This is a genomic window from Pontibacter populi, assembly GCF_040278685.1.
Taxonomy (GTDB): domain Bacteria; phylum Bacteroidota; class Bacteroidia; order Cytophagales; family Hymenobacteraceae; genus Pontibacter; species Pontibacter populi.
The window spans coordinates 74,099-100,329 of sequence record NZ_JBEOKT010000016.1 but is presented as its reverse complement, the minus strand read 5'-3'; the positions used below and the strand labels follow the sequence as shown (position 1 = coordinate 100,329).

Here is a 26,231-nt window from a genome sequence, read left to right as displayed (position 1 = left end):
TGAAGCAGGTACGCCGGTGAAAGCAGACCCTGTGATGAACGTGGCAGGTACCTACAATGCCTACTATAAAAAAGTAGCCGATCGCCAGATGTGGATCACAGCCTCAACTGAAAACAAGCCATTTCATACAGCTTACTTGCTTGAGAAGCCTGCCCCGGTTGTGGAAGAAGTGAAAGTAGAAGAGGAAGTAGTGTCTGTTGTAGAGGAAGTAACGACACCGGTCGTAAAAACAAAAGCTGCAACTCCAGCATTTACCTTATCCTACGCTTTTAACAGTATCTATATGAACCTGGAAGGTGTTTCGGCGCTGGCCAGGTTTTTAAACCAGCAGCCTGAAGGAAGTGCCTTCGTGATCAAAGGATACTCTGATGGCTATGGCACAGCCGAGGTGAAAGAGAATGTGAGCCATCGTCGCGCCCAACTCATCAAACAGTATATCGAAAAGTACTATGCACCCAAGAAGTTTACCTTCGAGGTAGAAAACGAGGTGCGGGATGAAAAAGGCAAAGCGAACCGAAAAGCCGAATTGTATCTGATGCAGTAATCAGCTGTAATATAACTGAAAAGGCCCTGCTAACCAGCAGGGCCTTTTTTGTTTTGGAAAGGTGAAATAGAGAAAGGGGTTGATATAGGAGTACAAAAATGTTTTGAAGGGTTTTGTCCATCATAATTTTCCAAATATTCGAATTTTAAACCAAAGGGGATATTTATCGAACCAAAAAAGCCGATCCATTTAATGTAGAGCGGCTTTTTTGTAGTAGTAAACCAACGGATGGAATTATCGAACCATTTCAGCAGGGATTTATGGGCTTTAGCTTAATTTTTTAGCGATACATAGCGATCCAATAAAACTTTATCAAAATTAAACTACTGATATAGTTTCTATGCTAGAATACTTTCTTTGCACGTCTAACTTCAGAAGGGGAAATACCGAAGTACTTTTTAAAGGCAATGGAAAAATGATTGGGATGGCTGTAGTTGAGCAGCTCTGACACTTGAAATATAGTACACTCGCCAAGTTCTAGAAGCTGCTTGGCCTGCTGCATGCGCAGGCTAGTTAAATAGCGAATCACGCTGGTCTGGAAGTGTAGCTGAAAACCTTTCTTAAGTTTAAACTCATTAATGCCAAAGTGCCTGCACACGCTGTGGAGCGTGATCTCTTCCAAGTAATGAACTGTTAGATAGGCCCTGATCTGCTGAAATAGGTCCGTATCGGCTGCATTCTTACCGCTAGTAGTCGGCTTGTAAAGAGAGTCGACCTGCAGCGCCAGCAATTCCAACACCTTTGCTTCCATGTACAGCCTTTTTACACTGCCCTTCATCACACAATTACAGATGTCTAGCAGTACCTGCTGTATTTTCAGGTCTATCAGGCCATGGTCCAGAGCAAAGAGCATAGAGCGCTTCCTTTCCATGTTGTCCTTTATTTTCTCAAAAGGAGGCTCATCATCCGAAATAATGTCCTGAAAGTATTCCGGCTGGAAAGCGAGATGAATGTTCTCAAGCTGTTTGATCGGATTGAGAACATGCTTGCCGGCTGGATTTGCAAGATATAACAGGTTATGTTTTAGCGGAGCATTTTGTACGGGATGTGGCAGATCGTCGAAAAATGACTTGGTGGTACCTTGCAGGGTAAAGCCAAGATTGATGGTAGAAGGAATTTTTTCCGATGTCTGGATGACAACTGAGGAGGGGGCTTTTATTTTCAGGTGATCTATAAGCACCCCCGGGAACTGAATGGTTTTATGCCACAGGCTAAGGTCGCCATTCGCGGATTCGAACAGGGAGCTTTGCACACCGAATTCATCCTGCCAGGTATAGTGACCGGTAGGCCCCTGCAGGAGCTGTTCCTGCAGATTTACAAAGCTTAAGCCTTTCATGTTTTTGTAATAAGATAAACAAATCTAAGAAAAATAACTTTTTAAAAAATACTTTTTGCGTAGAAGTCATTCCTTTTTGAGTAGGTGTAAGCTGTCCCGGTTACCATATTTTTGTGGTGTTTAAGCAAGCTACACAAACTATGAAAAAATTAAAGAAAGTTCTCCTGTATGGCAGCGGCGTGATGTTGTTGTTGCTACTGTTGGCGGCAATGGTATTTCAGGTTAACTTTTACTGGAGGGCACAAAAGGACTATGTGGTTAAGGTAAGGCCTGTGGAGATTACCTATACTACAGAGGCAATTCAGCAGGGCAGGCACCTGGCGGTAGTAAAGGGCTGTAACGACTGCCACGGCCAAGACATGGGGGGTAAAGCAATGCTCGATGATCCTGCTATTGGCTTTGTGTCCGCTCCTAATATCACGAAAGGTGCCGGTGGCTTACCAGCTGACTATTCAGAGGCAGACTACGTCCGGGCTCTGCGGCATGGGCTGGGAAAAGATAACAAAAGTCTGCTAATCATGCCTGCCCATGAGACGTCCAAACTATCGGATAAAGACGTGGCGGCCCTGGTAGCTTACTGCATGCAATTACCTCCGGTAAACAGAACACTGCCCGAGAGTGATTTTAACATGATGGGCAAGGCTCTCACCACTTTCGGACTGATACCTGCCTTTGCAGCAGAAGGAGTAGACCATACCTACATACAACCAAAAGAAATGCTGCAGGAGGTATCAGTGAAGTATGGAAAGTACCTGGCCGTGTCCTGCTCTGGTTGCCACAAGGCAGACTACAAAGGTGGACCTTCGCCTGTTCTGGGCTTCCCGCCTATACCAAATATTTCTTCAACCGGAAGAGTGGGCAATTGGAGCAAAGCGCAGTTTGCAGCAGTGCTGAAGACAGGCCAGCTCCCTGACGGCCGGATTATGCGAAACGAAGACATGCCCTGGAAAATGACGAGGCATTATACAACTGAGGAAGTGGAGTCTATTTATCTGTACTTAAGATCACTAAAGTAATGCTGAACAGGACGATTTATAATCCGCTTGCAAAAGATAAAGTAACTTTTTTGGAAACCGAAGAAGACACAGGTGGCGCTTACGAACTGGTTGAAGTAGAGCTGGCACCTGGCGGCGGCGTAAGCCTGCATTACCACACCAGCCTGGTGGAAGAGTTTGAACCAATAACGGGACCCTTGGGCATAGAACTGGATAGTAAGCGCCTGCAGGTGTTCCCGGGCCAGATAGCTGTAGCACCTGTCAACTCCCTGCATCGGTTTTACAACCCAAGCCAAACAGAAACAATCTTATTTAAAGTCTACATCAGGCCTGCACGAAACTTTGAAAAGACACTACGCATCGCCTACGGACTGGTTAATGATGGGAAAGTGAACAGGAAAGGAATTCCTAAAAGTATATGGCACATGGCGCTGCTCTTCCATTACGGGGAGTCTTATCTGCCGGGTATTCCGCTGTTTTTACAGAAGAGGGTCTTTGGCTTTCTGGCTTTCTTGGCGACAAAATTAGGCAAGGATAAAGCACTTGAGAAGTACTGGGTAGGGGAGAGGATAAATGGGAGCGATCACTTTCAAAAGATGGCCATTAACAACACTCCTTTGTTGTAGTTGAGTAAGGAAGAGATCTACTCAGAACAGAAGGATGTTAAGGAGTCAAACAAATTCGATGTAATTGAAAATGTATGGTGTTTTGATATAATTTCATATTGTCCAACCGAAGGGGAAATTTATCGAACCAAAAAAGCCGCTCCATTTGATGGGAAGCGGCTTTTTCACAGTAGTAGACCAAAGGATGTAATTATCTTACTTTATTTATTGGGATATTACTGACCTAATAGTTCTTTTGGAAAATTAAAGTAGGCTTAACTGAATTGTTTACTTCATTTAAATGCATATTACTCGAAACAGACCTTTGGAAGATCAGTAATTCAATGAACATACTTCATCTAATAAAACCTCAGCCACTTACAGCTTAAAATGGTATTAAATTTTGATAAAGTTCATCTTTTCTCCATCGAAATTAACTGTTAATGTTTTAGCTTCTGGATGAAAGTCAAATGTTGCTCCTGCAAGGCCCATCCTAAATCTGTTCATCTTTATTGCATCCAGTTCAATACCTTTCGATTGGGGCCCTTCCTGTATAAGAATAGTGTCATCTTGTGACAGTACTGTTAATTTTTGCTTCGAAGTTCTATCCTTATAGGTACCAACTATATTTTCTAGATCTCGGGGAGTATGTATTTTTCTGCTGTTAAAATTTGGCAAATCATAAGCTTTAGAAGTGGCTATACTACTGACAGCCCATAGCAACTCACTCAATGAAATTTCGCTTCCATTAGATGAATAAGAGAAAGACATGTTGTTTGAAGGCGCATAGAAAGAGATGGATTTAAATCCATCTATACCGCCGGAATGGCCAAGCAGTTCCATTCCTTGAACATCCATGCGCTTTAATCCGATACCATACTCTTTCTGTATTTCCTGCATTAGCTTTAGTGAGCTGTCGTTCAGAAATTTTCCGTTGAACAAGGCAGTTGTAAACACATTAAGATCTCCAGGGGTCGATACGATTGCTCCAGCCCCTAGAGCTACACTATGACTGGTTTCCTCGGCCGGGATCCACTTTTCTTTCTTATGATAGGGAATAGCTTCTTTATTTTCTTCTTTAATAGGGGAACCATAAAAAGTGTTTTTTAACCGGAGGGGTTTACTAATTCTTCTTGCGATGATTTTTGAGAAAGGCTTTTTATCAATGTCTTCAGCAATAAAAGTTAACAGGACATAATTAGTATTGGAATACTCTTGCTTTTCGCCGGCATTGAAGTTTGAACCCAGCTCTTTTATTTTGCTGAGCATTTCCTGCCGCGTCAAAGCATTTTTTCTCCAGTCCTTATAAGTCTGATCTTGAATTATATTTTGTAACCCGCTTTTATGTTGAAGCAGGTAAAGTATATTTATTTCACTCGCATTCGGAATATCGGGGTAAAACTGAGACAATTTAGTGTTATAAGAAAGCTGGCCTTCCTCAATTAGCTGCATAATAACAGTTGCTGTTATCATTTTAGAAACAGAACCGATTCTATACTTGGTGTTTCCAATTATTGGAATTTTTTTATCAACATTAGCAAAGCCCGTGGAGTAACTGTAAACTTCTTTTCCATTTTGGAAGATGGATAGATGTCCCATGATCTTATTGTGCTCTTCTAAAATGGAAAAAAGACTATCAAGCTTTGGTTTATTTAGTACTTGGGCCTTTAAACCAAAAGCCTGAAATAATAGAATTGAAAACAATAGTAGTGTATTTTTCATAGTATCTGCTTTAAGTAAGCATTTAAGGTAATGGTTTCGATACTTTTTTGGAAATTAAAGTGATGAATACCTGAAAATTAGGGATGAATTCCTCTATTTATAATACAAGTTTATACCCGCACAAGCATTCGTAATTATTGCTGGTATATTGTTTACTCTACCTGATATTTTGAATCTTATGATATCAGATGGTAAGGATCTCCTTCTAATTAATTTAGTATATGTTGAAAGGCATGAAGTTATCACCAGGGAAACTGCTTTAGAAAATGGGGTGAAGAGGGTATGTTTATCTGCGTAGCATCAAGAAGAGGTTGTTCCTATACTTTTTGGAGAATGTGGACAGTATGTGGAGATTCCGGTTGCTCATAACTTAAAAACAGCGAGCACTTTCTTTTATGATTAGAGGTAAGGACTAATTTAACTTGTACTATAACTGAAGGGGAAATTTATCGAACCAAAAAAGCCGCTCCAATTAACGTGTAGCGGCTTTTTAGTAGACCAAAGGATAGAATTATCGAACCTTTTCCACAGGGATTTTACTGTATTAGCAGTCTTCATAAAAACAGCATAAGTATAACTGTCTTATTTGTTCATAATTAACAAGCACTGCCCTTACCTTTCTAAACCAATAAACTTCATAGCTCTTCCTATAGCTATAATTTTAGAATATGTAACTAAATAAATAAACAATATAACTAAAAATATAAGTTAGTTAACTAATTAGGCTTGTTATTTTTATGTTAAAACGCAACTTAGTACAAGTATAGTGGTTCAAAACAATAGGAATAACATCAAATTTATAATCATCAGAAGCCTCTGTGTCAGCCTTCATGCAATACCGAACTATAGGTTAGGCTTTTCTTCATATTCAGCCAGCTTTGCAAGCTGAGTTTTCTATCAACTTCACCCAACCGACATAGATGGCTTTGTAGGTAGACTCCTGACTTGAAGGAGCTGTCGAATCTTTGTTAGCGCATTCAGCTGATCACGCTACGCTGGTACTTTTGCTAGGGTAGTGCAGAAGCTATTTTTTTAACACTTAACTAATCTGCATGGCATGAATTCTACTTCTACCAACATCCATCAGACAGCAACTAAGGGTGATAAAAGATTTTACCAATTTATTTCTTGCCCAAGAGCGTTCAATGCCACTTCAGTTAAACCGGTGTCTTTCCACTCCAACATTCCCAAGTTTTACAGAGTGCACTCAAGTCTCTTAACCTCTATAAGAACGATGATGAAACAACATTCTACAAATTACAAAGCAGTTGACAGCAGTAGTTTAACCTGCTTAAAAAAAGTAGCTTACGTCTGTATGGTTATCATAGTGTTAGCCATCCTGCCACAAGCAAACTTAATAGCACAACCAACCAAGGAGTGGGACAAAACCATCGGTGGTAGCAGTAGTGATTACTTATTCTCCCTGCAGCAGACGGACGACGGGGGCTACATCCTAGGGGGTATTCCGTTTCTAACATAAGCGGGGACAAGAGCGAGAATTCCAAGAGCAGCAGCTATGATTATTGGGTGGTGAAGTTGTCAGGTAATGTATGTAATACTCCTGCAGCCTCATTTACATCTTCACCCGTTTGTGTCGGAACTGCCATAGCCTTTTTAGATGCTTCTACGGAGGTAGCTGCCGATGCAAGCTATGCCTGGGATATTGACAATGACGGAACTGTGGAGTATACAACGGCAGGAAGCATTACGCACACCTACTCCGAAGCTGACACCTATACAGCCAGCCTTACCATTACGCAAGGCGCCTGCAGCGACACCTATACCCAGCAGGTAACAGTGCATGCGGCGCCTACGGCTACGCTCAGCGGCGGGCAAACCGTTTGCCCCGGCGGCAGCGCAGAATTCAGCATCGCCTTAACCGGCACCGGCCCCTGGTCCATTACCTACACAGACGGCACCACGCCGGTTACTATAAATGACATTACCGCCTCTCCTCATACCCTGCAAGTCACTCCTGGCAGCACGACTACCTATAGTTTAGAGAGCGTGTCGGACGCGAACTGCTCCGGCACCGTGAGCGGCGGGGCAACTGTTACGGTAGAAGATACCACCCCGCCGGTGGCCGTGGGGCAGAATGTGACGCTTCACCTGAGCGAAGGGGGCAACCTGACGACCGCCGCCGTCAACAATGGCTCCTCTGACAATTGCACCGCTCCTGAAGCATTGGTGCTGTCGCTGGATAAAACCACCTTCACCTGCTCTGATACAGGGGATAACACAGTGGTCTTGACCTTGGAAGATGCGGCAGGACTGATCCACACCGCCCAGGCTACTGTTACTGTAGTGAACGATATAGCCCCTGTGGTGGCCTTTACGGCTCCTCCCGCGTGCGAAGGCGCAGCCACTGTGTTTACAGACATGTCAACAGATGTGGCAACAGACGCCACCTATGCCTAGGACGTGGACAACAACGGCACCATTGACTACAGCACCAAAAACACCAGCCACACTTACGCCGCTGCCGGCATATACACAGCCAAGCTCACAATCACGCAGGACTGCTGCACGTATAGTACCCTGCAGCAGTTAGAGGTAAAAGCCACTCCGACTGCCCCTACTGCCAGCAGCAACGAGAATGTAGTCTACGGCGGCACGCTGCAGCTGCAGGCATCGACCATCGCCTGCGCGAGCTACAACTGGACAGGACCTGATGGATTTACATCCTCAGAGCAGAACCCTGAACTGACAAACGTAACCTTGGTAGCGGCAGGCACCTACTCCGTGACCGCAACGGTAAACGGTTGTCCGGGTCCGGCAGGAACGGTTAACGTCACCGTCGGCAAGGCCACGGCCACCCTAGCTCTGGTGGAGGCGGATCTAGACCAGACCTACACCGGAACTGAGCGCTTAGTGAACTACACTGTCTCCCCAACCGGACTTAGCGGCGTCACCGTCACCTATACCGGCATCAACGGCACGACCTATGCGGCTTCTTCCATTCCACCCACCAATGCCGGCACCTACGCGGTGGTCGCCTCGCTGGTGAACGACAACTATCAGGCCACCGACGCCACCGGCACGCTGGTGGTGGGCAAAGCCATCGCCACGGTCAGTTTCAGCGACCTGGCCCACACCTATGACGGCACAGCCAAGGCGGCAGCCGTCACCACTAACCCGGCGGGCCTGAGCGGCGTTAGCGTTTCTTACCAGCAGGGAACCACGCCCGTGGCCACGCCGACCAATGCCGGCAGTTACACTGTACTGACCACCCTGACCAACGACAACTATCAGCTGGCATCAAGCAGTGACCCGGCCACGGCAACGCTGGTCATCGACAAGGCCACGGCCACCATCACCCTGAGCGACTTGAGCCACACCTACGATGGAAGTGCCAAGGTAGCCTCGTATGTGACAACACCGGCTGGACTGAGTGGGGTAACCATTGCCTATGCGCAAGGAGGTACACCGGTAGCAAATCCAACAGATGCGGGTAGCTATAGCGTGACCGCCACGCTTGTCAACGACAACTACGAATTGGCGGCCGCTAACGACCCGGTGATTGGAACACTGGTGATAGACAGAGCTATCGCGACCATCATGCTCAGTGATCTTAGCCACACTTATGATGGCAGTGCTAAGGCAGCTACAGCCACCACATCGCCAGCTGGTTTAAGTGGCGTGACTGTTACCTATAAGCAAGGTACAACTCCCGTAGCTTCGCCAACGGATGCTGGTAGTTATGCCATAGAAGCGACACTGGCTAACGACAACTATCAACTGGCAACAAGTCCGGCTACGGCGACTCTTGTCATTAATAAGGCTATTGCCACTATCACATTAGGAAACCTGAACCATACTTACACCGGCAGCGGAAAAGCAGCAAGCTATGAGACTTCCCCTGCCGGACTGTCAGATGTTACCTTGGCTTATACCCAGAACAATGTGAATGTTGCATCTCCAACAGATGCAGGCAATTATACGGTTACAGCTACTTTGGAAAACAGTAACTATAAACTGGCTGCTGGGAATGATCCGGTGACAGGCACCTTGGTGATAGACAAAGCGGTTGCTAGCATTACCTTATCTGATTTGAACCATGACTTTGATGGGACAACTAAAGCTGCAACGGTTGCTACCTCTCCAACTGGGGTAAGTGGCGTATCAGTTGTTTATAAACAAGGAAGCAGCTTAGTGGCTGCACCACAAGATGCGGGGAGTTACACCGTAGAAGCTACTCTTAACAACAGCAACTATAAACTAGCTACTGATAAAGACCCTACAACGGCCACGCTGGTTATCAATCAAGTAAAACCAACGCTAACACTTGCATTCAGCAACGCAACCTACAATGGACAGCCGCATCCCGCTACTACGGCTACTATTACAGGAGTAGGTGGAGTAGAACTTACGGGTACGCTTCGTTACGAAGGGGTGAGCCCAACGGTATATGCATCAAGCAGCACGGCACCAACAGCAGCAGGTACTTACAAGGCAACTTTAGCTTATGTGGGTAGTACCAACTACGAGACTCTATCAGAAGAGAAGACTTATACTATTGCAAAAGCTGTATTGACTGTTACCTCTGCAGACCGAACCAAAACCTATGGCACTACGCTTACGGCAGTAGACTTTAGCGACAGCTTCACGGGTATGGTAAGTGGAGATGGCATTACTGTCTCTCGCAACAGTACAGGCGCTGTAGCTACGGCTTGGGTTACTACCTATCCGATTGTCGCTGTGCTGCATGATCCAAGCAACAAGCTGAGCAACTATGACGTGAGCAACACACCAGGCACCTTAACCGTGACGCAGGCAACGCCTACGGTAGTGGCCACAGGGGGGACCTTTACCTACAATGGCCAGGCCCATGCTGGCAGTGGCGTGGCAAGTGGCGTGCTATCCCCGGTAGATGCACTTACACCGGTTACGCTGAGCTATGAAAAGCTCACTGGCGCTACCTATAGTGCCATGACCGGGGCTCCGGTAGATGCGGGTACCTACAAAGTAACGGCGACCTTCAGCGGCAATACCAACTATGCTTCAGCCAGCCATACGGCCACCATCACCATTAACCCGGCGTTGCTCACCGTCACTACCAACAGTCGTAGCAAAAGCTATGGACAGGTGCTGACTTCCGCTGATTTTAGTGGCAGCCTGATTGGTAACCTGGCCAGCGATAACATCAGCATCGCCAGCTTCAGCAGCGCAGGGGCAGTGGGTACAGCCACTATAGCTGGTGGACCATATCAGATTACAGCCACGCTGGCTGATCCAAATAATCGCCTTTCCAATTATACCCGCCAGGACAGCTATGGCAACCTAATAGCGCAGGCAGCTACTTTAACCATTAAAGCAGATGATAAGAGCCGGGCATATGGAGATCCTAACCCTGACTTTACAGGCACCGTCGTCAGTGGCGTGCAAAACGGGGAGAGCTTTACCATTGCTGGCTCAGCACCTACAGCGCTTTCCACCAGCCCTTCAGGCAGCATGCATGCCATCATTCCTTCGGTAAGTGGCAGCACACTGGCGAACTATACGGTGGTAAAACAAAACGGCACACTCACCATCACCAACGCCACACTGACGATCAAAGCCCATGATACTTCGCGCCAGTACAGCGATCCGAATCCGGCCTTTACCGGCTTTGTGGTTAGCGGTGCCCAGAACGGAGAGAGCTTTACTGTAACGGGCACTACCACCGCCACGACAAGTTCTGCTCCAAGCACCTACACCATCACACCAGCCGTGAGTGGAACAACCCTGGCCAACTATACCGTTGTGAAGCAGAATGGGACATTGACGGTGAACAGGGAAAACGCCTTGGCGGTCTACACCGGAGCTACCTTTGCGTCTACTGCCAGTACTAAATCCAGCACAGCCACGGTGACAATGGCCACGACCATTCTGGATATTACAGCAGATAACACCGATCCAAATTATGATGCTTTTGCAGGGGACATCCCCAATGCCAAAGTCACATTCGTCAACCGGGATAACGGAACTATACTGGCATCCAACGTGCCAGTAGGATTGGTGACGAGTGGAGACCAAAAAGTAGGCACGGCCACAGCCAGTGTAAGCTTAAGCTTGGGTGGTGCTGACTCTGAATCTTTTACCATCGGTATCATCATCAACGGCTACTATATCCGCAACAGCAGTGATGACAATACGGTAGTGACAGTATCCAAACCGCTCAATGACTTTGTGACGGGCGGTGGTTACCTGGTGCTCAGCCGCTCGGCAGGAGAGAAGGCAGGGGATGCTGGACGCAAAAACAATTTTGGTTTCAACATCAAATACAACAAGAAGGGCACTAACCTGCAAGGCAAGATCAACAGCATTGTCCGAAGAAAAGAAGCAGACGGTGTGGTGCATGTCTACCAGATCAAAGGCAATGTGATGAGTTCGCTTTCAGTGCAGCTACTGAGTCCTTCCACTGGTAAAGCAATCTTTAACGGGCAGGCCAGCATCCAGGACATCACCAATCCAGACCTGCCGGTATCGGTTGAAGGGGGAGCTATGCTACAGGTAACCATGACGGATATGGGAGAGCCTGGTAAAAATGACCAGATTGCTATTACCGTCTGGAAGAAGGACGGTGGTTTGTGGTTTGCTAGTGACTGGGATGGTACTCAGACTGTGGAGAAGGTGCTGGCAGGTGGTAATGTAGTAGTGCGGGGCGGAGCAACAGGTAACCTGAATACTACATCCAAAGGTAAAAAACTTGATGCACTAGGAGCAACTAACGCGCAGTTCTATAATTACCCGAACCAGTTCTCAAACAAAACGACCATAGCCTTTAGCCTAGAGAATGAAGAAAGTTACCTGCTGGAAATTTACGACATGCGCGGGGCGTTGATCCAGAAAGTAGACATGGGCGTGGCTGAAGCTGGTAAGCTGTATGAATATGAACTGGATGCACGCACACTGGCAGAAGGTGTATACATTGCCCGGCTGGTGACTGCTTCGAAAGCGCAAAGCCTGAAGATGGTTTTGAAGCGGTGAAGGAAGAATTTTAACAGCCAGATGGGCTACTCTGAAGTGACTCATCTAGCTTTAAATGTTCAATTCATTTACCAGCTAAAAATAGCATTCATTGCAGAGACTGAAGCACGTGTAACAACCTTTAAAATCTTTCCTGTTACTTTTCTGTTACTCTGGAAACAAAAAAACCGCTTATTTGATGGAATAAGCGGGTTTTAATGGGTTATCGTGTAGACCAAAGGTCCGAATTATCGAACCATTTCCACAGGGATTCGGATGCTGTTGGAGAATGCTTAGCACTAAGAAAAACTAATTGGATTAATTTCTATCTTATAGTTTTGGAAAACTTACCTGATTACACGCCAAACTGGTTCAGGTGGTGATTTAGGTGTTTGTAAAACATATTATTCCACTGGCTGCTGTTCAGCGGACCAAATGAGTGCGACTCTTTCCCCTCAAAATAAGATTGGCCTAATTGCTGTGTTTTTTGCAGATAAGTGATCAGGCGGCTCTTTTCTAGTTCAAAGTCTTTTGTATCCACAATTTTAAAATGCGGGGCTGTGTGTACATTCTGCTTAAAAGGCTTCTCGTTTACCACGAAATCTTTTACAAACAGTTTTACCAGAAACTTCATAATTGGGTTTGGTTTCGGGTGCAAGTCTTCGTACACCAGTTCGTAGGTTACGTTGCAATGGGCCAGCATCTGGGCTACGTTCATTTTACCCCAAAGTGGTCTGGAGTATTTTTGTCGTTTGTGAATACGAGTGATGAGTTCATCAGTCGTTGCCGGGTTAAATACGCTGTTCATTTCTTTCTATAGGTCATTTTACCAGTTTAAATATACAGTTTATTCAAACAGAGCAAGTAAATATTTTTTGGTTATTAGTACTTAGCTTAAGAGTTTTTGAGTAGAGGAATGTGCTATAGTTTATGGTAAAAGCTAACCTGATCTTACCGAATTCGCATATTATAATTACTATATCTGTCTTGCTGTATAAATAAACCGACCTACATGCAGCACCACATTCTGAAGCCGAAACCGGCCCTGAACAAAGCCTACCTGCGCCTGAAAACAAGCCGGAATGAAGGGGAGTCTGAAGCCAAAGTTTGGCCCCTGCACCAGCTGAATGTAAAAGGAGAAGGTGAGTCGGGGATGTATTACCGCGGCATTCCTGCTGTAAGCAAAGACCTGAAAGGAAATGCGCAACTGATAGATCTACCCAGGTAGTATTCAACAAGTAATAACTACTGGAACGTTGAAATAAAAAAGGGAGCCTCATAAATGAGCTCCCTTTTAAGTATTTACTTTATGAAAGTATACTAGTGTATACGGCATTTTATAAAGTTTAATCATTACCTTCTTCAAAAGTTATAAAACGTGTCACAAATATGTGTAAACACACTCTGTTTTAAAGTTACTAAAATAAGGCAGGGTACCCGGAATCCCTCTAGGCACCCTGTCTTATTTTAATATGCAGCTCCTTACTGGAGTTGCTACCTTTGACTGGAGACCTTTTCTAGGCAGATTTAAGTAACTGATGAAATTTGACTAAGATGGAAAGACGTGTATTTAATGCCTCCTTTAAACGGATGGCTATTGATCTCTCCTATGTGAGAGGTTCGGTAAAAGAGGTAGCCGATGAGTTGGGTATAGATCCCGGCCGGCTGAGCCAATGGCGGCAGAAGGATAGTTTACCAGTAAGATCTACTAAAGGGCTCAGTGAGGAGCAGAAAGAGATCAAGCGGTTACAAAAGGAGCTCAAGGAGGCGCAGCTGGAGCGCGATATACTAAAAAAGGCAGTGAGCATCTTCTCCAGGGGAGACGGGCGGTGTTCGGATTCATAAAGGAGCACTGAAACCAGTTTTCCGTTGAGAGGATGTGCAAAGTGCTCCAGGTCAGTGCCAGCGGCTACTACTACTGGCTTCATCACCCGGTAAGTCTGCGGGAGCAGGAAGAGCTGGAACTAGTGGTGCAGATTAAGGAGGTATACCAGCAGAGTAAGTGCCGCTACGGCAGCCCCAGGATCAGTTTTGAACTCCGGGAGCAGGGCATCCGGGCTTCTCGTCCAAGAGTAGTCCGTCTCATGCAAAGACACCAGATAAAGAGCATCATAAGGAAGAAATATAGAGTACAGACCACTGACTCCAGTCATATGTATACGGTAGCTGAGAATCACCTGGCAAGAGATTCTCAGGCGACAAGGCCGGCAGAGAAGTGGGTATCTGATCTCACCTACATCAGGCCTCGGGAAGGCTGGCTGTATCTGACGATCGTACTGGACCTGGCAGACAGGAAAGTAGTAGGTTGGTCGCTGAGTGAGACCATGGAGGCGCAGGTAACTACGGTGGCTGCCTTTAAGATGGCCATCGAAAACAGGCCCCTGTTCCACTCCCTTTCGCGGGGTGCGCAGTATGCCTGTAGCGCCTTCAGAGTGGATTTGGAAGGAATGCCGGTAGTGCAGAGCATGAGCCGTAAAAGGAATTGTTGGGACAACGCGGTAGCAGAGAGCTTCTTTAAAACGATGAAAACAGAAATGGTGTACCATCAATTTGCCACCAGGTAAGAGGCCCGGCTGGTCGTGTTTGAATACATCGAAGGTTTCTACAACAGGAAAAGGAGGCATTCTAAACTTGGGTACCTCACGCCTTGCCAGTATGAAAACCTGCTGTACAACCAAGCTGTGGCGGCTTAACAAAAAGCCTCCAGAAAACTATTGCAATTCCATATTTGAAATGATACATATTATCACCTATTCTTTTATTAATGAAGAGCTAATGACTATTTTAGAAGACGGAGGAGAAACGATGACTATAAGCTTCTCTAAGCTTCTCTGTTAGTACTTGATAAGAATAAATGGTAAAGTAGATATTATAAAAAGTAGAAGCTGAAGATCTTAAATTTATTTGGCGTAAAATATTTGACTACCATAAGGTTAGTTTATCAGAATATAAAACTTAATAGGTAATAGTTCACGCAAATACAAATAGTTCTAAAAAAGTTGTGACTTGTCGGTTAGAGATTCTAGCTTAATAGGCTTTTTCGTCATATTTTAACACCTTCCATACTGTAAGAAAGATTATCTTAATGTCCAATAGTATACTCCAATTTTCCAGATACCATAGATCGGCACTTAATCTGTTAATTAAAGAAGAAGGTTCTTTTATTTCACCTCTATAACCATTTACTTGTGCCCAACCTGTAATTCCAGGTGTTAAAAAGTGCCTGACCATGTAAGAGTTTATCACCTGAGAATAATCAACCGTTTGCTTAAGCATATGTGGCCGTGGTCCAACGACTGACATATTACCAAGTAAAACATCTATAAACTGGGGTAATTCATCTATACTTGTTTTTCTTATAAACCTGCCAACCCGGGTTACCCTAGCATCTCCTTTTGTTGCTTGCAAATTATCAGAGTCATCGTTCACTACCATACTTCTGAATTTATGACAGTAAAAAGGCTTATTGTTTTTACCAGACCGGAGTTGCTTAAAAAATACTGGGCCCTTAGAATCTAGTCTTATTATAATAGCTATTATAGGTATTAGCCAGCTCAAAATGAGAACTATAACCAATGAAGAGAAAAGTATGTCAAATCCCCTTTTAATCAATTCATTAGCTTTGTTTTCTAAAGGTTCTCTGCGTGGCTTTAACACAGGTAAATAGCCAAAAAAATCGACCTGTAAATTCTGATTGATAGCTCCTCTAAGGTCAGGCACAATCCTGAAACGAACCATGCTTTTATCCGATTCGCGCATCATGTTCTCTATCCTTGCACATTCGCTATTGGGTAAAGTGCAATAGATTTCGTTTATTTTATATGCACGAATATACTTAAGGCAAGCGTCGATGTTGCCGAGGTAATTTATGTTTGCTGGGACCCGCTTAGGATCATCATCGAAGATGCCAGCTACGGTTATGTCTAAATGAGGATTTGAGGTAACATACTTATAAAAGTTGATTCCATTAGGCCCTGAACCAACTATAGCAATTCTATTCAACTTAAACCAAAAGCCCAACTTATTCTTCCAAATAAGTATAAGGATTAGTTTACAAGCAATAAGGCAAATTGGAAAGTAAATAAAATAATAAACTAAAGGCTTAGGAGGAACATAGATATTAGGTAATATAAATTTAATAATACTAGCCAAAATGATAAATAAGCACAGAGAAAAAACAACTGATTTCAAGATGTCTTTTACCCTTCGTTTTAGGATCTTGGTATAGAAACTGAATACTGTGGAACTGTAGAACCAGCAAAAATTAAGTAGCACGATCGTTAATTTATAATCGTACACGTCTACCCAATCCAGAATCTGATGAGTCGCGACAAAAGATGCATAGAAGACTCCATTCAATAAAGTATAGTCGGCTATCGCATTAATCCATCTGAAAATAGTAGAGTATTTGTGCGTCATAGAAAAAAAATTAATGGATTATCTAAGGCACCAGCTTTTTAAATTCTTATAAGAAATTGGTTGGATTTGATAGAGCTATGTAGCGACGGGTGAATTAGTAAAGCTCCGGAATCACTCTTAGTGTTTGAATATACTACTCTCCTTTATGTAAGATTTATATATTAGTTCATTTTTAGCCAGTAATACAAAATCACAGGTAGATGGTATTTTGTGCTATGTTAATAAAAAATTATATAATATTGGTTTTTGATGAATTTTGCTAAAAAAATATTACAATATTTATATAAAATGGATGGGTATAGCTTAGTAATTGCTTTGTTTAAAATACTTTACCAATTAGAGTTTACCGCTCACATGGTGAATGGGTATGTTTACATAGTATTGTAACAAATTCATATTATTTTGTGTTTAAACTACCTTAGAACTTGGTCGATGCAACCTTGAATTTTCTTAATCCCCATATGACTCTGACTACATCTGAAACTCTAAAGCTTCAGAGAATTAGAACACATTGATTATGCTGTTTTTATATATGCTCCTATTCTACAAACAAACTTTGGTTTATGAATATATCTTTTACTTCTGGGCCATTCTTGAAAATAGTTTTAGTTATATTATATGCTGTTTTGCAGTTATGTAGCACTCAGGATAGTATGGCGCAAGACAAGGGGAAGAAAAAAAAGAACAAACTTCCACCTGAGAATCTTCAAGGAGCTTATCTTGCAAATGCTCAGTATAACTTTAATACGAGCGGATTAAAACTAGCTTCAATAAATAATCCTACCTCTTTACAGTTTGGACCAGATGGGCGATTGTATGTATCTCAGCAGGATGGGGTCCTTAAAGCATTGACTATAAAGCGAAATGGGAGCAATGACTACACTGTAACCTCTACAGAAACAATTGGAATAATAAACCAAATACCTAATCATAATGATGATGGATCTTTAGCATCAAATGTTACTAAGCGACAAGTTACTGGTATATTAGTAACAGGTACTGCGGCACAGCCAATACTTTACGTAAGTTCCAGTGACAGTCGCATTGGTGGTGGTTCATCAGATGGAGACAAGAACCTGGATACTAATTCTGGAATCATCTCACGTCTGACAAAAGTTAGCGGCGGATGGTTAAAGATAGATTTGGTTAGGGGATTACCTCGTTCGGAAGAAAACCACTCAGTAAATGGGATGCAGTTAAATGAACAGACTAATACGTTGTATATAGCTGTTGGAGGATTAACAAATGCAGGTGCTCCATCAAATAACTTCGCTTTCATATGTGAGTACGCCCTTTCAGCCGCAATACTTTCTATTGACCTTAATTTTATAGACGCATTACCTACAATAGGATTAGGGGCAACTGCATATAAATACGACCTACCTACTCTAGATGATCCTACCCGGCCTAATAATGCTGATGGTACAGATTTGAATGATCCCTTTGGCGGAAATGATGGTCTTAATCAAGCTAAGATTGTAATTGGAGGACCTGTGCAGATCTATTCACCGGGTTACCGCAACTCTTACGATCTTGTAATAACTAAGACACCTGGCAAAGCTGGGCGTATGTACACTATTGATAATGGTGCAAATCAAGGCTGGGGTGGTCATCCAGCTAATGAAGGTTCAGATGGAACTGTTACTAATAATTATGTATCAGGTGAGCCTGGTTCAACTGGCCCAGGGCCTAATGATCCGGTTATTAACAACCTTGATAACTTACATTATATAGGTGATATAAACTCATATATTGCTGGTAGCCATTATGCAGGTCATCCTACTCCAACCCGCGCAAATCCGGCTGGGGCAGGATTATATACTCATGATGGAGTAACCGGAGTTTGGCGAACAAGCAAGACTGGAAGTAATCCCTTACCAGCTGACTGGCCACCGGTACCTCAAACTTTGGCTAACCCTAGAGAAGGTGATTACCAAAATCCGGGCGTAAATGACTTGGCGCTTTTAACATTCTCTAATTCTACAAATGGTATAACTGAATACACCGCTTCAAACTTTAACAATGTGTTAAAGGGCACCTTATTAGCTGCAGACTTCGGAGGCTATATTCATAAGATAACTCTAACTGAAGATGGGTCTAACGTTACAAATCCAAGATCCAGCACAAACAAACTTAATCAGGATCTACCTTTTGCTTCGGGATTTGGATCACAGCCGCTAGATATTATCGCGCAGGGTGATAATGATGTATTCCCCGGGTCTGTTTGGGCTGCCACTTACGGATCTGATGTAATTACGATATTTGAGCCTGCCGATTTTGTTATATGTTCGGGTACATATAGTATAGACATAGATGATGACGGTGATGGTTATTCAAATGCAGATGAGATTGACAATGGAACGAACCCATGTTCAGCTTCAAGTATGCCAACTGATTTTGACGTTGACTTTATTTCGGACTTAAATGATAATGACGACGATAATGATGGGTTGGGTGACAACATAGACTCATTTGCTCTAGACTCACAAAATGGATCGAGTACTAACTTGCCTTTAGAATATGAACTGTTCAATAACCATCCGGGAACTGGGCTTTTTGGTTTAGGTTTTACTGGACTTATGAGTAACAGACAGCCTGATAATGATTATAACAACCTTTATGATGAGAGCAATTTAATTGCAGGTGGAGCTGTTGGCGCGTTTTCTGTTGTTGCCGTGTCAGCAGGCGATGCATTGGGTACTATAAATAACCAGGAAAACGCATTTCAGTTCGGTATTAATGTTTCTTCAGCAACAGGCCCGTTTACAGTTCATACAGCAATGCTTGGACCTTTTTTCGATAATAAAAATGCACAAAACTATCAATCACAGGGATTTTATATCGGTACAGGAGATCAAGACAACTATTTTAAAATAGCTATCAATGCTAATGGCGGTCAGGGTGGAATTGAAGTTATATATGAGAATGCAGGACTACCAACAGTTCAGCAATTTCCTTTAAACAGTGGTTTCCCTGCTTCATCTCTGGAATTGTTTTTAACTGTTGATCCTGGTGCTGGAACTATACAAGCTAAGTATACTCAGGATGGAGGAAATAAAATTGCATTAGGTAGTCCTGTAAGTGTTAGCGGAGGACTTCTCAACGCTATTCAATCGTCATCTGCCGTAGCGGTAGGTATTATTGCTACCTCACGTAATGCCTCTCCTTTTACAGCAACCTGGGACTATATAAGAGCATACAAAGAACCTGTTAATACTGATTGGACCTTTATAGAACCATCAAAGATCTCTAAGTGGGTGGGGTATAGTGTCATGTACAATAATAAGATGTACGTGTTTTCGGGATTCGATGAGTCAACAGCAGTTACATCTCCTAAAGTAGAAATATATAATCCTTCCAATAATACATGGTCTCTAGGGGCTGATATGCCTTTCCCTGTTACGCATGCAGGCATAACTATAGATGGGTCAAAAGTATATGTGGCAGGAGGTTTCTTAGGGGGCTGGCCAAGTGACCCACTCGCTGATCAGCTTCAGATTTATAACATTGAAACCAACACATGGAGTACGGGCCCTAAATTACCAGCAAAAAGTGGAGGTAATGCATTAGTACGCGTAGGGCGTAAGTTATATTGCTTTGGTGGACTTTTAGAAGATCGCCAGACCGGTACGCAAGCGCATTTTGTATTGGATCTAGATAATATGAGTGCAGGCTGGATATCAGCAGCACCTATGCCTGACCCACGATGTCATATTGCAACAGGACATGTAGGTGGTAAGATCTATGCTTTAGGAGGGCAGGTAGGGCATGATGGATCTTACACGGATGTAAATGTTGCACATGTATATGATCCATTTACAGATTCATGGACTAAGTTAAAAGATTTACCATATTCCCGATCTCATAGCGAATCTGGTACTTATGTTATAGATGGCAAAATAACATTAGTTGGGGGTAGAACAGGCACCAATAAAGTCATTCCAAATGTAACTATCTATGACCCTAAAACAGATAGTTGGACAGAAGATACCCCACTGCCTGTAGGCTTATTTGGGCCTGCAGCAGAAGCTATAGAAACAGAGCTTATAGTTTCTAATGGAGGAGAGGCTAGTATGACAAATGCTGTTAATACTGCAAGGAAGCGGAACATTGTAAGAACTCCGGATTATAAAAGTGGCTTTGCTCCATCTCAGTTAACTCTGAATGCTTCCAATGGTACAACAGTATCGAAAGATGTAATACTTTGGGTTAACAGTGGAGAGCCCGCATTCACTATAAATGTTTCTGGCTTACCTTCCTGGCTAACTTTATCTACAAGCTCAGGTACTATTGATCAGCTTGGCGGCACAGAAATAACAATCACGGCAAATGCTGCAAACCTGGAACCAGGGGATTACTCTGCAAGCATTACTGCAAAATCGAGTGGTTATCCAGATGCGGTTTTATCTATCTCCCTCAAAGTAGCTTCAGGGAATAAAGTTTTGTATGTCTATGGAAGTATACCGCCAGCTATCCATGATATGAAACTTTCTGACACTGGAAATTTAGGAATGTCACAATTTAAATCTGCCCTTGAAGAAGTAGGCTTTGTACTTGAAGAATCACTAGATGCAAGTATAGTACTTGATGCTACTAAATTAAACAACTATAAAGTGCTGATTTTAGGGTCCAACAACAGGCGTTTTTCCGCAACAGAAAAAACTGCTGTTGATGCCTGGGTTAAAGCAGGTGGTGGGATCATAGCTTGGTCTGATGCCGCTTTTGGGTTTGAAGATGGTGGTATAAACAGCACTGTTGGAGCGACCAGCGACAACGACCTAATGCAGCAATTCGGAATGCAGTTTCTACGTGATAACGGTGAGGGTGCATTCGCACTAAATCAGTGGAATGTAAATCATTACATCAATAAGTTTAATAAAAATGCAGGAGTAACTATAGAAGCGGAAGGGGCAAGCCCAGTAAGAACCAGTTCTCCTGCAACTATATTAGCTTATATGCCTGCAGATAAAGCTAAACTGAACAGTTTGGATGGTCCTTTAACGCCTGCAGATGCTGCTATGGCTGTAGCAAATATAGGAAGTGGCAGAGTGGTAGGTTTCTTTGACAGGAATGCATTCTGGAATTCAGGTGATGGTACTTATCTTAGTAAAGTAGATAATAAAGTCTTCGCACAAAGAATGCTTTTATGGGTTTCCGGTTTGGAGGAAGCAGCACCTGCCGAGCCTACAGTTACAAGCCCACTAGCTGATATAACTGTACAGAAGAATAGTTCTCCCACTCAACTAGATCTTGCAAATGTGTTTAGTGATGATGGAGGAATAAGCAACCTTACATTTACAATTGTAAATAATACTAAACCGGAACTTGTAGCTACAACCATTGAAGCTTCCAATCTTAAATTAACTTACACGGCTAATATATCAGGAACATCGGAAATTACGGTTAGAGCAACTGATGCTGATGGCCAGTATATAGAGGATGTTTTTAACGTTTTGGTTATGGATCAGTCTTCCTATAAGGTTAATGCAGGCGGTGGAAGTATAACAAGTACTATAGGTACTTTTACTGCGGATCAATTTTTCTCCCCGTCACCTGGCAGGGTATACTCCAACAAATCAGCCATCGCCAATACTACAGACGATGCCTTATATCAGACGGAGCGTACTTCTGTAGATAACAAAGGCACATTCAGCTATGCTTTCCCGGTAGGCAATGGGTTATATAAAGTAGTATTACATTTTGCAGAGATATACTGGACATCTGCAACTAAAAGGCTGTTTGATGTCAACGTCGAGAATGTGAAGGTGTTGGATAATTATGACATTTTTGCGAAAGCTGGATCACTGGCTGCTACAACCGAAACTTTTATAGTCAATGTGCAGGATGGTACTTTAAATATTAATTTCAGTGCCCTATCTTCTGATGGAGGTATGGATAGGCCTAAGGTATCTGCAATAGAGATAATTGAACAATCTGTTACAAATGAAGAAAAGCTGGTAGCAAATCCGGGTTCATTACACTTCTTTTCACAACAGGCCGGGACAACTTCAGCCGCTCAAACTGTATCACTCAAAAACTCAGGAACTGAAACTATAGAGATAACATCTGTTAATATCAGTGGAACAAATAGCTCGCAATTTGCCCATAATTTTACTGATAAAATTGTTCTTGCGCCGGAAGCTACTGCATCCCTTAACATAACTTTTACTCCTGCCTCTTTAGGAACTAAAGTTGCTTCATTAAATATAACACATTCAGGTACCAACTCGCCGCTGGTTGTCGGTCTAACAGGAGAAGGGCATGACAATGTACAGGCTCTTAGAGTTAATTCCGGGGGCAATGAAGTATCGACTTCCTTAGGCACTTTTACAGCTGACCAGTATTCTAGTGGTGGAGGTACTTACACCAACAAAAATGTAAAGGAGATAGCAGGAACAGCCGATGACGCAATATACAAGTCCGAGCGTTTTGGTGCTTTCAGTTATAATATCAATGTATCATCAGGCACATACCTTGTGCGGCTACACTTCGCAGAAATATATTATGGAGCGCCATATGGCGGGGAAGGAACCACTGGAAAACGTATCTTTAACGTTACCGGGGAGGGAAAGCCATTATTAACTAACTTCGATATTTTTGCTGAAGCTGGCTCAATGACAGCTCTGGTAAAAGAATTTACAATAGATGTAACCGATGGTATTCTTAATCTTGATTTTAGTAAGATTGTAGAACAGCCAAAGGTAAGCGCAATCGAAATTATTACAACGACGGCTTCAAGCAATAATCCTCCGGTTGTATCTGCTCCAATACCAAATCAAAGTGCAACAACAGGCGTAGCCTATAGTTATAGTTTCCCTTCCAATACCTTCATGGATCCTAATGGGGATGCGCTTACCTATACAGCTGGTCTGGCAGGAGGAGGTGCACTGCCTTCATGGCTTAACTTCAATAGTACTAGCCGTACCTTTAGTGGCACACCATCAGCAACAGAAGTTGGTACTATAACTGTTCAGGTCACAGCCTCGGACGGGAAAGGTGGTTCTGCATCTGATGCTTTTGATATTGTAGTCAATGGTAGTACCTCTGATAATAAAGTTCCAGTGGCTAATGCAGGACCGGACAAATCGATTATACTACCAACAAGTAGTGTACTTCTTAATGGTTCAGGTACTGATTCTGATGGTACCATAGCTTCTTATACCTGGGCTCAGGAAAGCGGACCTAATGTTGCCAGCTTTGATAGTAAAGCGGTTGCTACACCAACAGTAAGCGGTTTAGTTGCGGGAAGCTATATTTTCGTGCTTACAGTTACAGATGATAAAGGTAGTACGAGCATTCCAGATAAAGTTACTGTAACAGTTAATACCGGAACACAACAGCTTGAGGTACTTGGCTTTACGTTAATCAATAGTGATGCCGATAGTGAAATACAGGAGTTAACTAATGGGGCAGTTCTGAACATTGCAACCTTACCTTCAAGGAATATCAATATTAGAGCAAACACTAGTTCAGCTTCTACTGGAAGTGTTGAATTTAAATTGTGGGGTAGTGCCTCCAGATCGAGGATAGATAATATTGCTCCTTATGCCTTGTTCTGGGAAGTAAATGGAGACTACTCTGCTTGGAACGCAGCTGTTGGCAACTATTCTGTAAGAGCTACACCATATTCAGGTGCTGATAAAACCGGAACTGCCGGCAAAGCGCTAACTATAAGTTTTTCAATAGTAGATCAGCCAACCGGGAATCAAGCACCTACTGCTAATGCTGGACAAGATAAAACCGTGGCACTTCCAACTTCTGAAGTTACACTTAATGGTTCAGGAACAGATGGAGATGGTACGGTGAGTTTTTATGCCTGGACTCAGCAGGCTGGTCCCAATACTGCTACTCTTAGCGGAGTAGCCAGTGCTACCCTGACTGCTAGTAACCTGCTCGAAGGTACATATACTTTCCGGTTAACAGTTACTGATAATACGGGAGCAACAGCATTTGATGAAGCAACGGTTACAGTTCTTGAAGGTGGCACTGCTGGTACCGCATATCAGATTAATTCAGGGGGAGGAGAAGTCGTTACTTCGTTAGGAACGTTCTCTGCAGATAATTTCTTCTCACCTACTCCTGGCTATAAATACTCTAAGGTTACTGAGATATCAGGAACTACCAATGATGCGCTCTACCAAACAGAACGATCTTCTACTACTGAAAACGGCACATTTGCTTATACTTTTCCTGTCACTAACGGACAGTATACTGTAGTCTTACACTTTGCTGAATTATATTGGAGTAGTATAGGGCAGCGGGTATTTGATGTAGCCATTGAAGGTATAAAGGTTCTGGATAACTATGATATTATTCAGAAAGCTGGCGCGAGTGCTACTGCTATAAAAGAAACTTTTACTGTAAACGTAACTGATGCCACACTGGGTATAAACTTTAGCGCTTTGAAAAGTGATGGCGGGGTAAACAGACCTAAAATTTCTGCTATCGAAATTATTCCTTCTTCTGCTGCAACAGATCCAACTAGTTCGATTCAAACTATAGCTAGGGTCAAGATGCATGAGCCTGTTTCTGTAATAGTTTATCCAAACCCTTTCAAAGATGTTATCAATCTTTTGCTAACATCTGACACCTCCGCTGAATTTGAAGTGAAAGTATTTGACATCATGGGTAAGTTAATCCATAGTTCTGTTGTTGATCCTAAATCAAAAGGTGATAAAATGTATGAAGGACTAAGTTCTATAACCATTGCTAATAATAGAGCTTCCTCAAATGCTATTTACTTCTTAGTTGTTGAAAACCAGAAGTTAAAATTCAGAAAAACTATAAAAATAGTTAAAAGAGAGTAACCTCTTCAATCAGGCAATTGGACTACGATCAGACTATAAAATCCCTCACCAAAATGATCAATCAAGTGAAACAGCCAATTATATTCTTTATCATCATATGCCTCTTTAGCTCATGCGTAAACAGAAACTTGGTCTATTTAAGCGACCTGCAAAATGATGCTGAATACAGGGTGTCTCATAGCAATATTAATGAGCCTGAAATTCAGCCGGGAGATTTATTGGGAATTACCGTCCATAGCTTAAATCAGCAAACAAATGTGCTTTTTAATACAGGAGTAGTCCAGACTACAAGTGATTATACTTACTCAAATCCTAATGTTAACTCTAACAAGATTATTGAAGGGTATTATGTAAATAAGAGTGGTGACATACTTTTCCCGGTTCTAGGCCAGGTGAAGTTAGGTGGCCTGACCAAGGATGAAGCGATTCAGAAGATGACTCTTGAAATTAAGAAGCATACACAGAGCGCAATTGTAGATATAAAGTATCTCAACTTTAAGATCACGGTAATTGGTGAAGTTAACAGGCCATCATCTTTTACTATAGCTAACGAAAAGATAAATATTTTTGAAGCATTAGGCCTGGCAGGTGATATGACACCATACGGTAAACGGGAGAATGTATTACTCATCAGGGAAAAAGATGGTGAGAGTGTAATAACGAGGATTAATCTTAATAAGAAAGATGTGTTACGCAATCCTAACTTCTACCTGCAGCAGAACGACATCATTTATGTAGAGCCAGACAAAGCCAAAGCACTGCAAACAAGCGCTAGAAATTCATATTTGCCTCTTATTGTGTCAGTTAGTTCAGTGATTGTACTGATTTTATCCAGATTCTATTAATTGTTTAGGT

General features: G+C 42.9%; 14 protein-coding genes and 1 pseudogene. 11 read left to right on the top strand and 4 right to left on the bottom strand.

All coding sequences use genetic code 11. The annotated features are described in order from the left end of the window. The coding region (locus tag ABS362_RS15635) for an OmpA family protein (protein ID WP_350413523.1) at positions 1-544 on the top strand (544 nt) is incomplete at its 5' end. Between the two features lie 343 nt (positions 545-887). Here ABS362_RS15635 and ABS362_RS15630 read toward each other — a convergent pair. Further along, complete coding sequence (locus ABS362_RS15630; protein ID WP_350413521.1) at positions 888-1,880, bottom strand: helix-turn-helix transcriptional regulator; 993 nt, start codon at positions 1,878-1,880, stop codon at positions 888-890. 140 nt (positions 1,881-2,020) lie between these two features. Between ABS362_RS15630 and ABS362_RS15625 the strand changes: the two genes are divergently transcribed. Next, positions 2,021-2,896, top strand: a complete 876-nt coding sequence (locus ABS362_RS15625) for a c-type cytochrome (protein WP_350413520.1) — start codon at positions 2,021-2,023, stop codon at positions 2,894-2,896. Continuing rightward, complete coding sequence (locus ABS362_RS15620; RefSeq protein ID WP_350413519.1) at positions 2,896-3,501, top strand: cupin domain-containing protein; 606 nt, start codon at positions 2,896-2,898, stop codon at positions 3,499-3,501. The genes ABS362_RS15625 and ABS362_RS15620 overlap by 1 nt, the downstream gene beginning before the upstream one ends. 375 nt (positions 3,502-3,876) lie before the next feature. Here the strand turns inward: ABS362_RS15620 and ABS362_RS15615 are convergent, their stop codons facing one another. Then, on the bottom strand, positions 3,877-5,202 hold the full coding sequence (locus tag ABS362_RS15615) for a serine hydrolase domain-containing protein (protein ID WP_350413518.1): 1,326 nt from the start codon (positions 5,200-5,202) through the stop codon (positions 3,877-3,879). Positions 5,203-6,729: 1,527 nt separating this feature from the next. Here ABS362_RS15615 and ABS362_RS15610 point away from each other — a divergent pair. Continuing rightward, positions 6,730-7,620 carry a PKD domain-containing protein gene (locus ABS362_RS15610; RefSeq protein WP_350413517.1) on the top strand — a complete coding sequence of 297 codons (891 nt, stop codon included), beginning with the start codon at positions 6,730-6,732 and terminating at the stop codon, positions 7,618-7,620. A gap of 3 nt (positions 7,621-7,623) precedes the next feature. Further along, a complete protein-coding gene (locus ABS362_RS15605; RefSeq protein WP_350413515.1) occupies positions 7,624-12,171 on the top strand; it encodes an MBG domain-containing protein in 4,548 nt (1,515 codons plus the stop codon). A 334-nt stretch (positions 12,172-12,505) separates the two neighbouring features. Here ABS362_RS15605 and ABS362_RS15600 read toward each other — a convergent pair whose 3' ends face one another. Then, positions 12,506-12,958 (bottom strand): DUF1569 domain-containing protein, encoded by a 453-nt coding sequence (locus ABS362_RS15600; RefSeq protein ID WP_350413485.1) that lies wholly within the window; start codon positions 12,956-12,958, stop codon positions 12,506-12,508. A 204-nt stretch (positions 12,959-13,162) separates the two neighbouring features. Between ABS362_RS15600 and ABS362_RS15595 the strand changes: the two genes are divergently transcribed. From ABS362_RS15595 to ABS362_RS15580, 4 genes and pseudogenes are all read left to right on the top strand, one after another. Continuing rightward, positions 13,163-13,378: a hypothetical protein gene (locus ABS362_RS15595; RefSeq protein WP_350413513.1), complete on the top strand. Its 216-nt coding sequence runs from the start codon at positions 13,163-13,165 to the stop codon at positions 13,376-13,378. Between the two features lie 326 nt (positions 13,379-13,704). After that, positions 13,705-13,995 carry a transposase gene (locus tag ABS362_RS15590; RefSeq protein ID WP_350413512.1) on the top strand — a complete coding sequence of 97 codons (291 nt, stop codon included), beginning with the start codon at positions 13,705-13,707 and terminating at the stop codon, positions 13,993-13,995. Between the two features lie 26 nt (positions 13,996-14,021). After that, positions 14,022-14,714 (top strand): annotated as a pseudogene (locus ABS362_RS15585) (IS3 family transposase); the annotation flags it as partial. Positions 14,715-14,729: 15 nt separating this feature from the next. After that, on the top strand, positions 14,730-14,843 hold the full coding sequence (locus tag ABS362_RS15580) for an IS3 family transposase (RefSeq protein WP_350413511.1): 114 nt from the start codon (positions 14,730-14,732) through the stop codon (positions 14,841-14,843). Between the two features lie 334 nt (positions 14,844-15,177). On the opposite strand, the gene ABS362_RS15575 is transcribed toward ABS362_RS15580, so the two are convergent. After that, positions 15,178-16,569 (bottom strand): undecaprenyl-phosphate glucose phosphotransferase, encoded by a 1,392-nt coding sequence (locus tag ABS362_RS15575; protein ID WP_350413509.1) that lies wholly within the window; start codon positions 16,567-16,569, stop codon positions 15,178-15,180. A 563-nt stretch (positions 16,570-17,132) separates the two neighbouring features. Here ABS362_RS15575 and ABS362_RS15570 point away from each other — a divergent pair. Both ABS362_RS15570 and ABS362_RS15565 read left to right on the top strand, forming a co-directional pair. After that, complete coding sequence (locus ABS362_RS15570) at positions 17,133-25,376, top strand: malectin domain-containing carbohydrate-binding protein (RefSeq protein WP_350413508.1); 8,244 nt, start codon at positions 17,133-17,135, stop codon at positions 25,374-25,376. Positions 25,377-25,429: 53 nt separating this feature from the next. Then, positions 25,430-26,221: a polysaccharide biosynthesis/export family protein gene (locus ABS362_RS15565; protein ID WP_350413506.1), complete on the top strand. Its 792-nt coding sequence runs from the start codon at positions 25,430-25,432 to the stop codon at positions 26,219-26,221. The last annotated feature ends 10 nt before the right edge of the window (positions 26,222-26,231 follow it).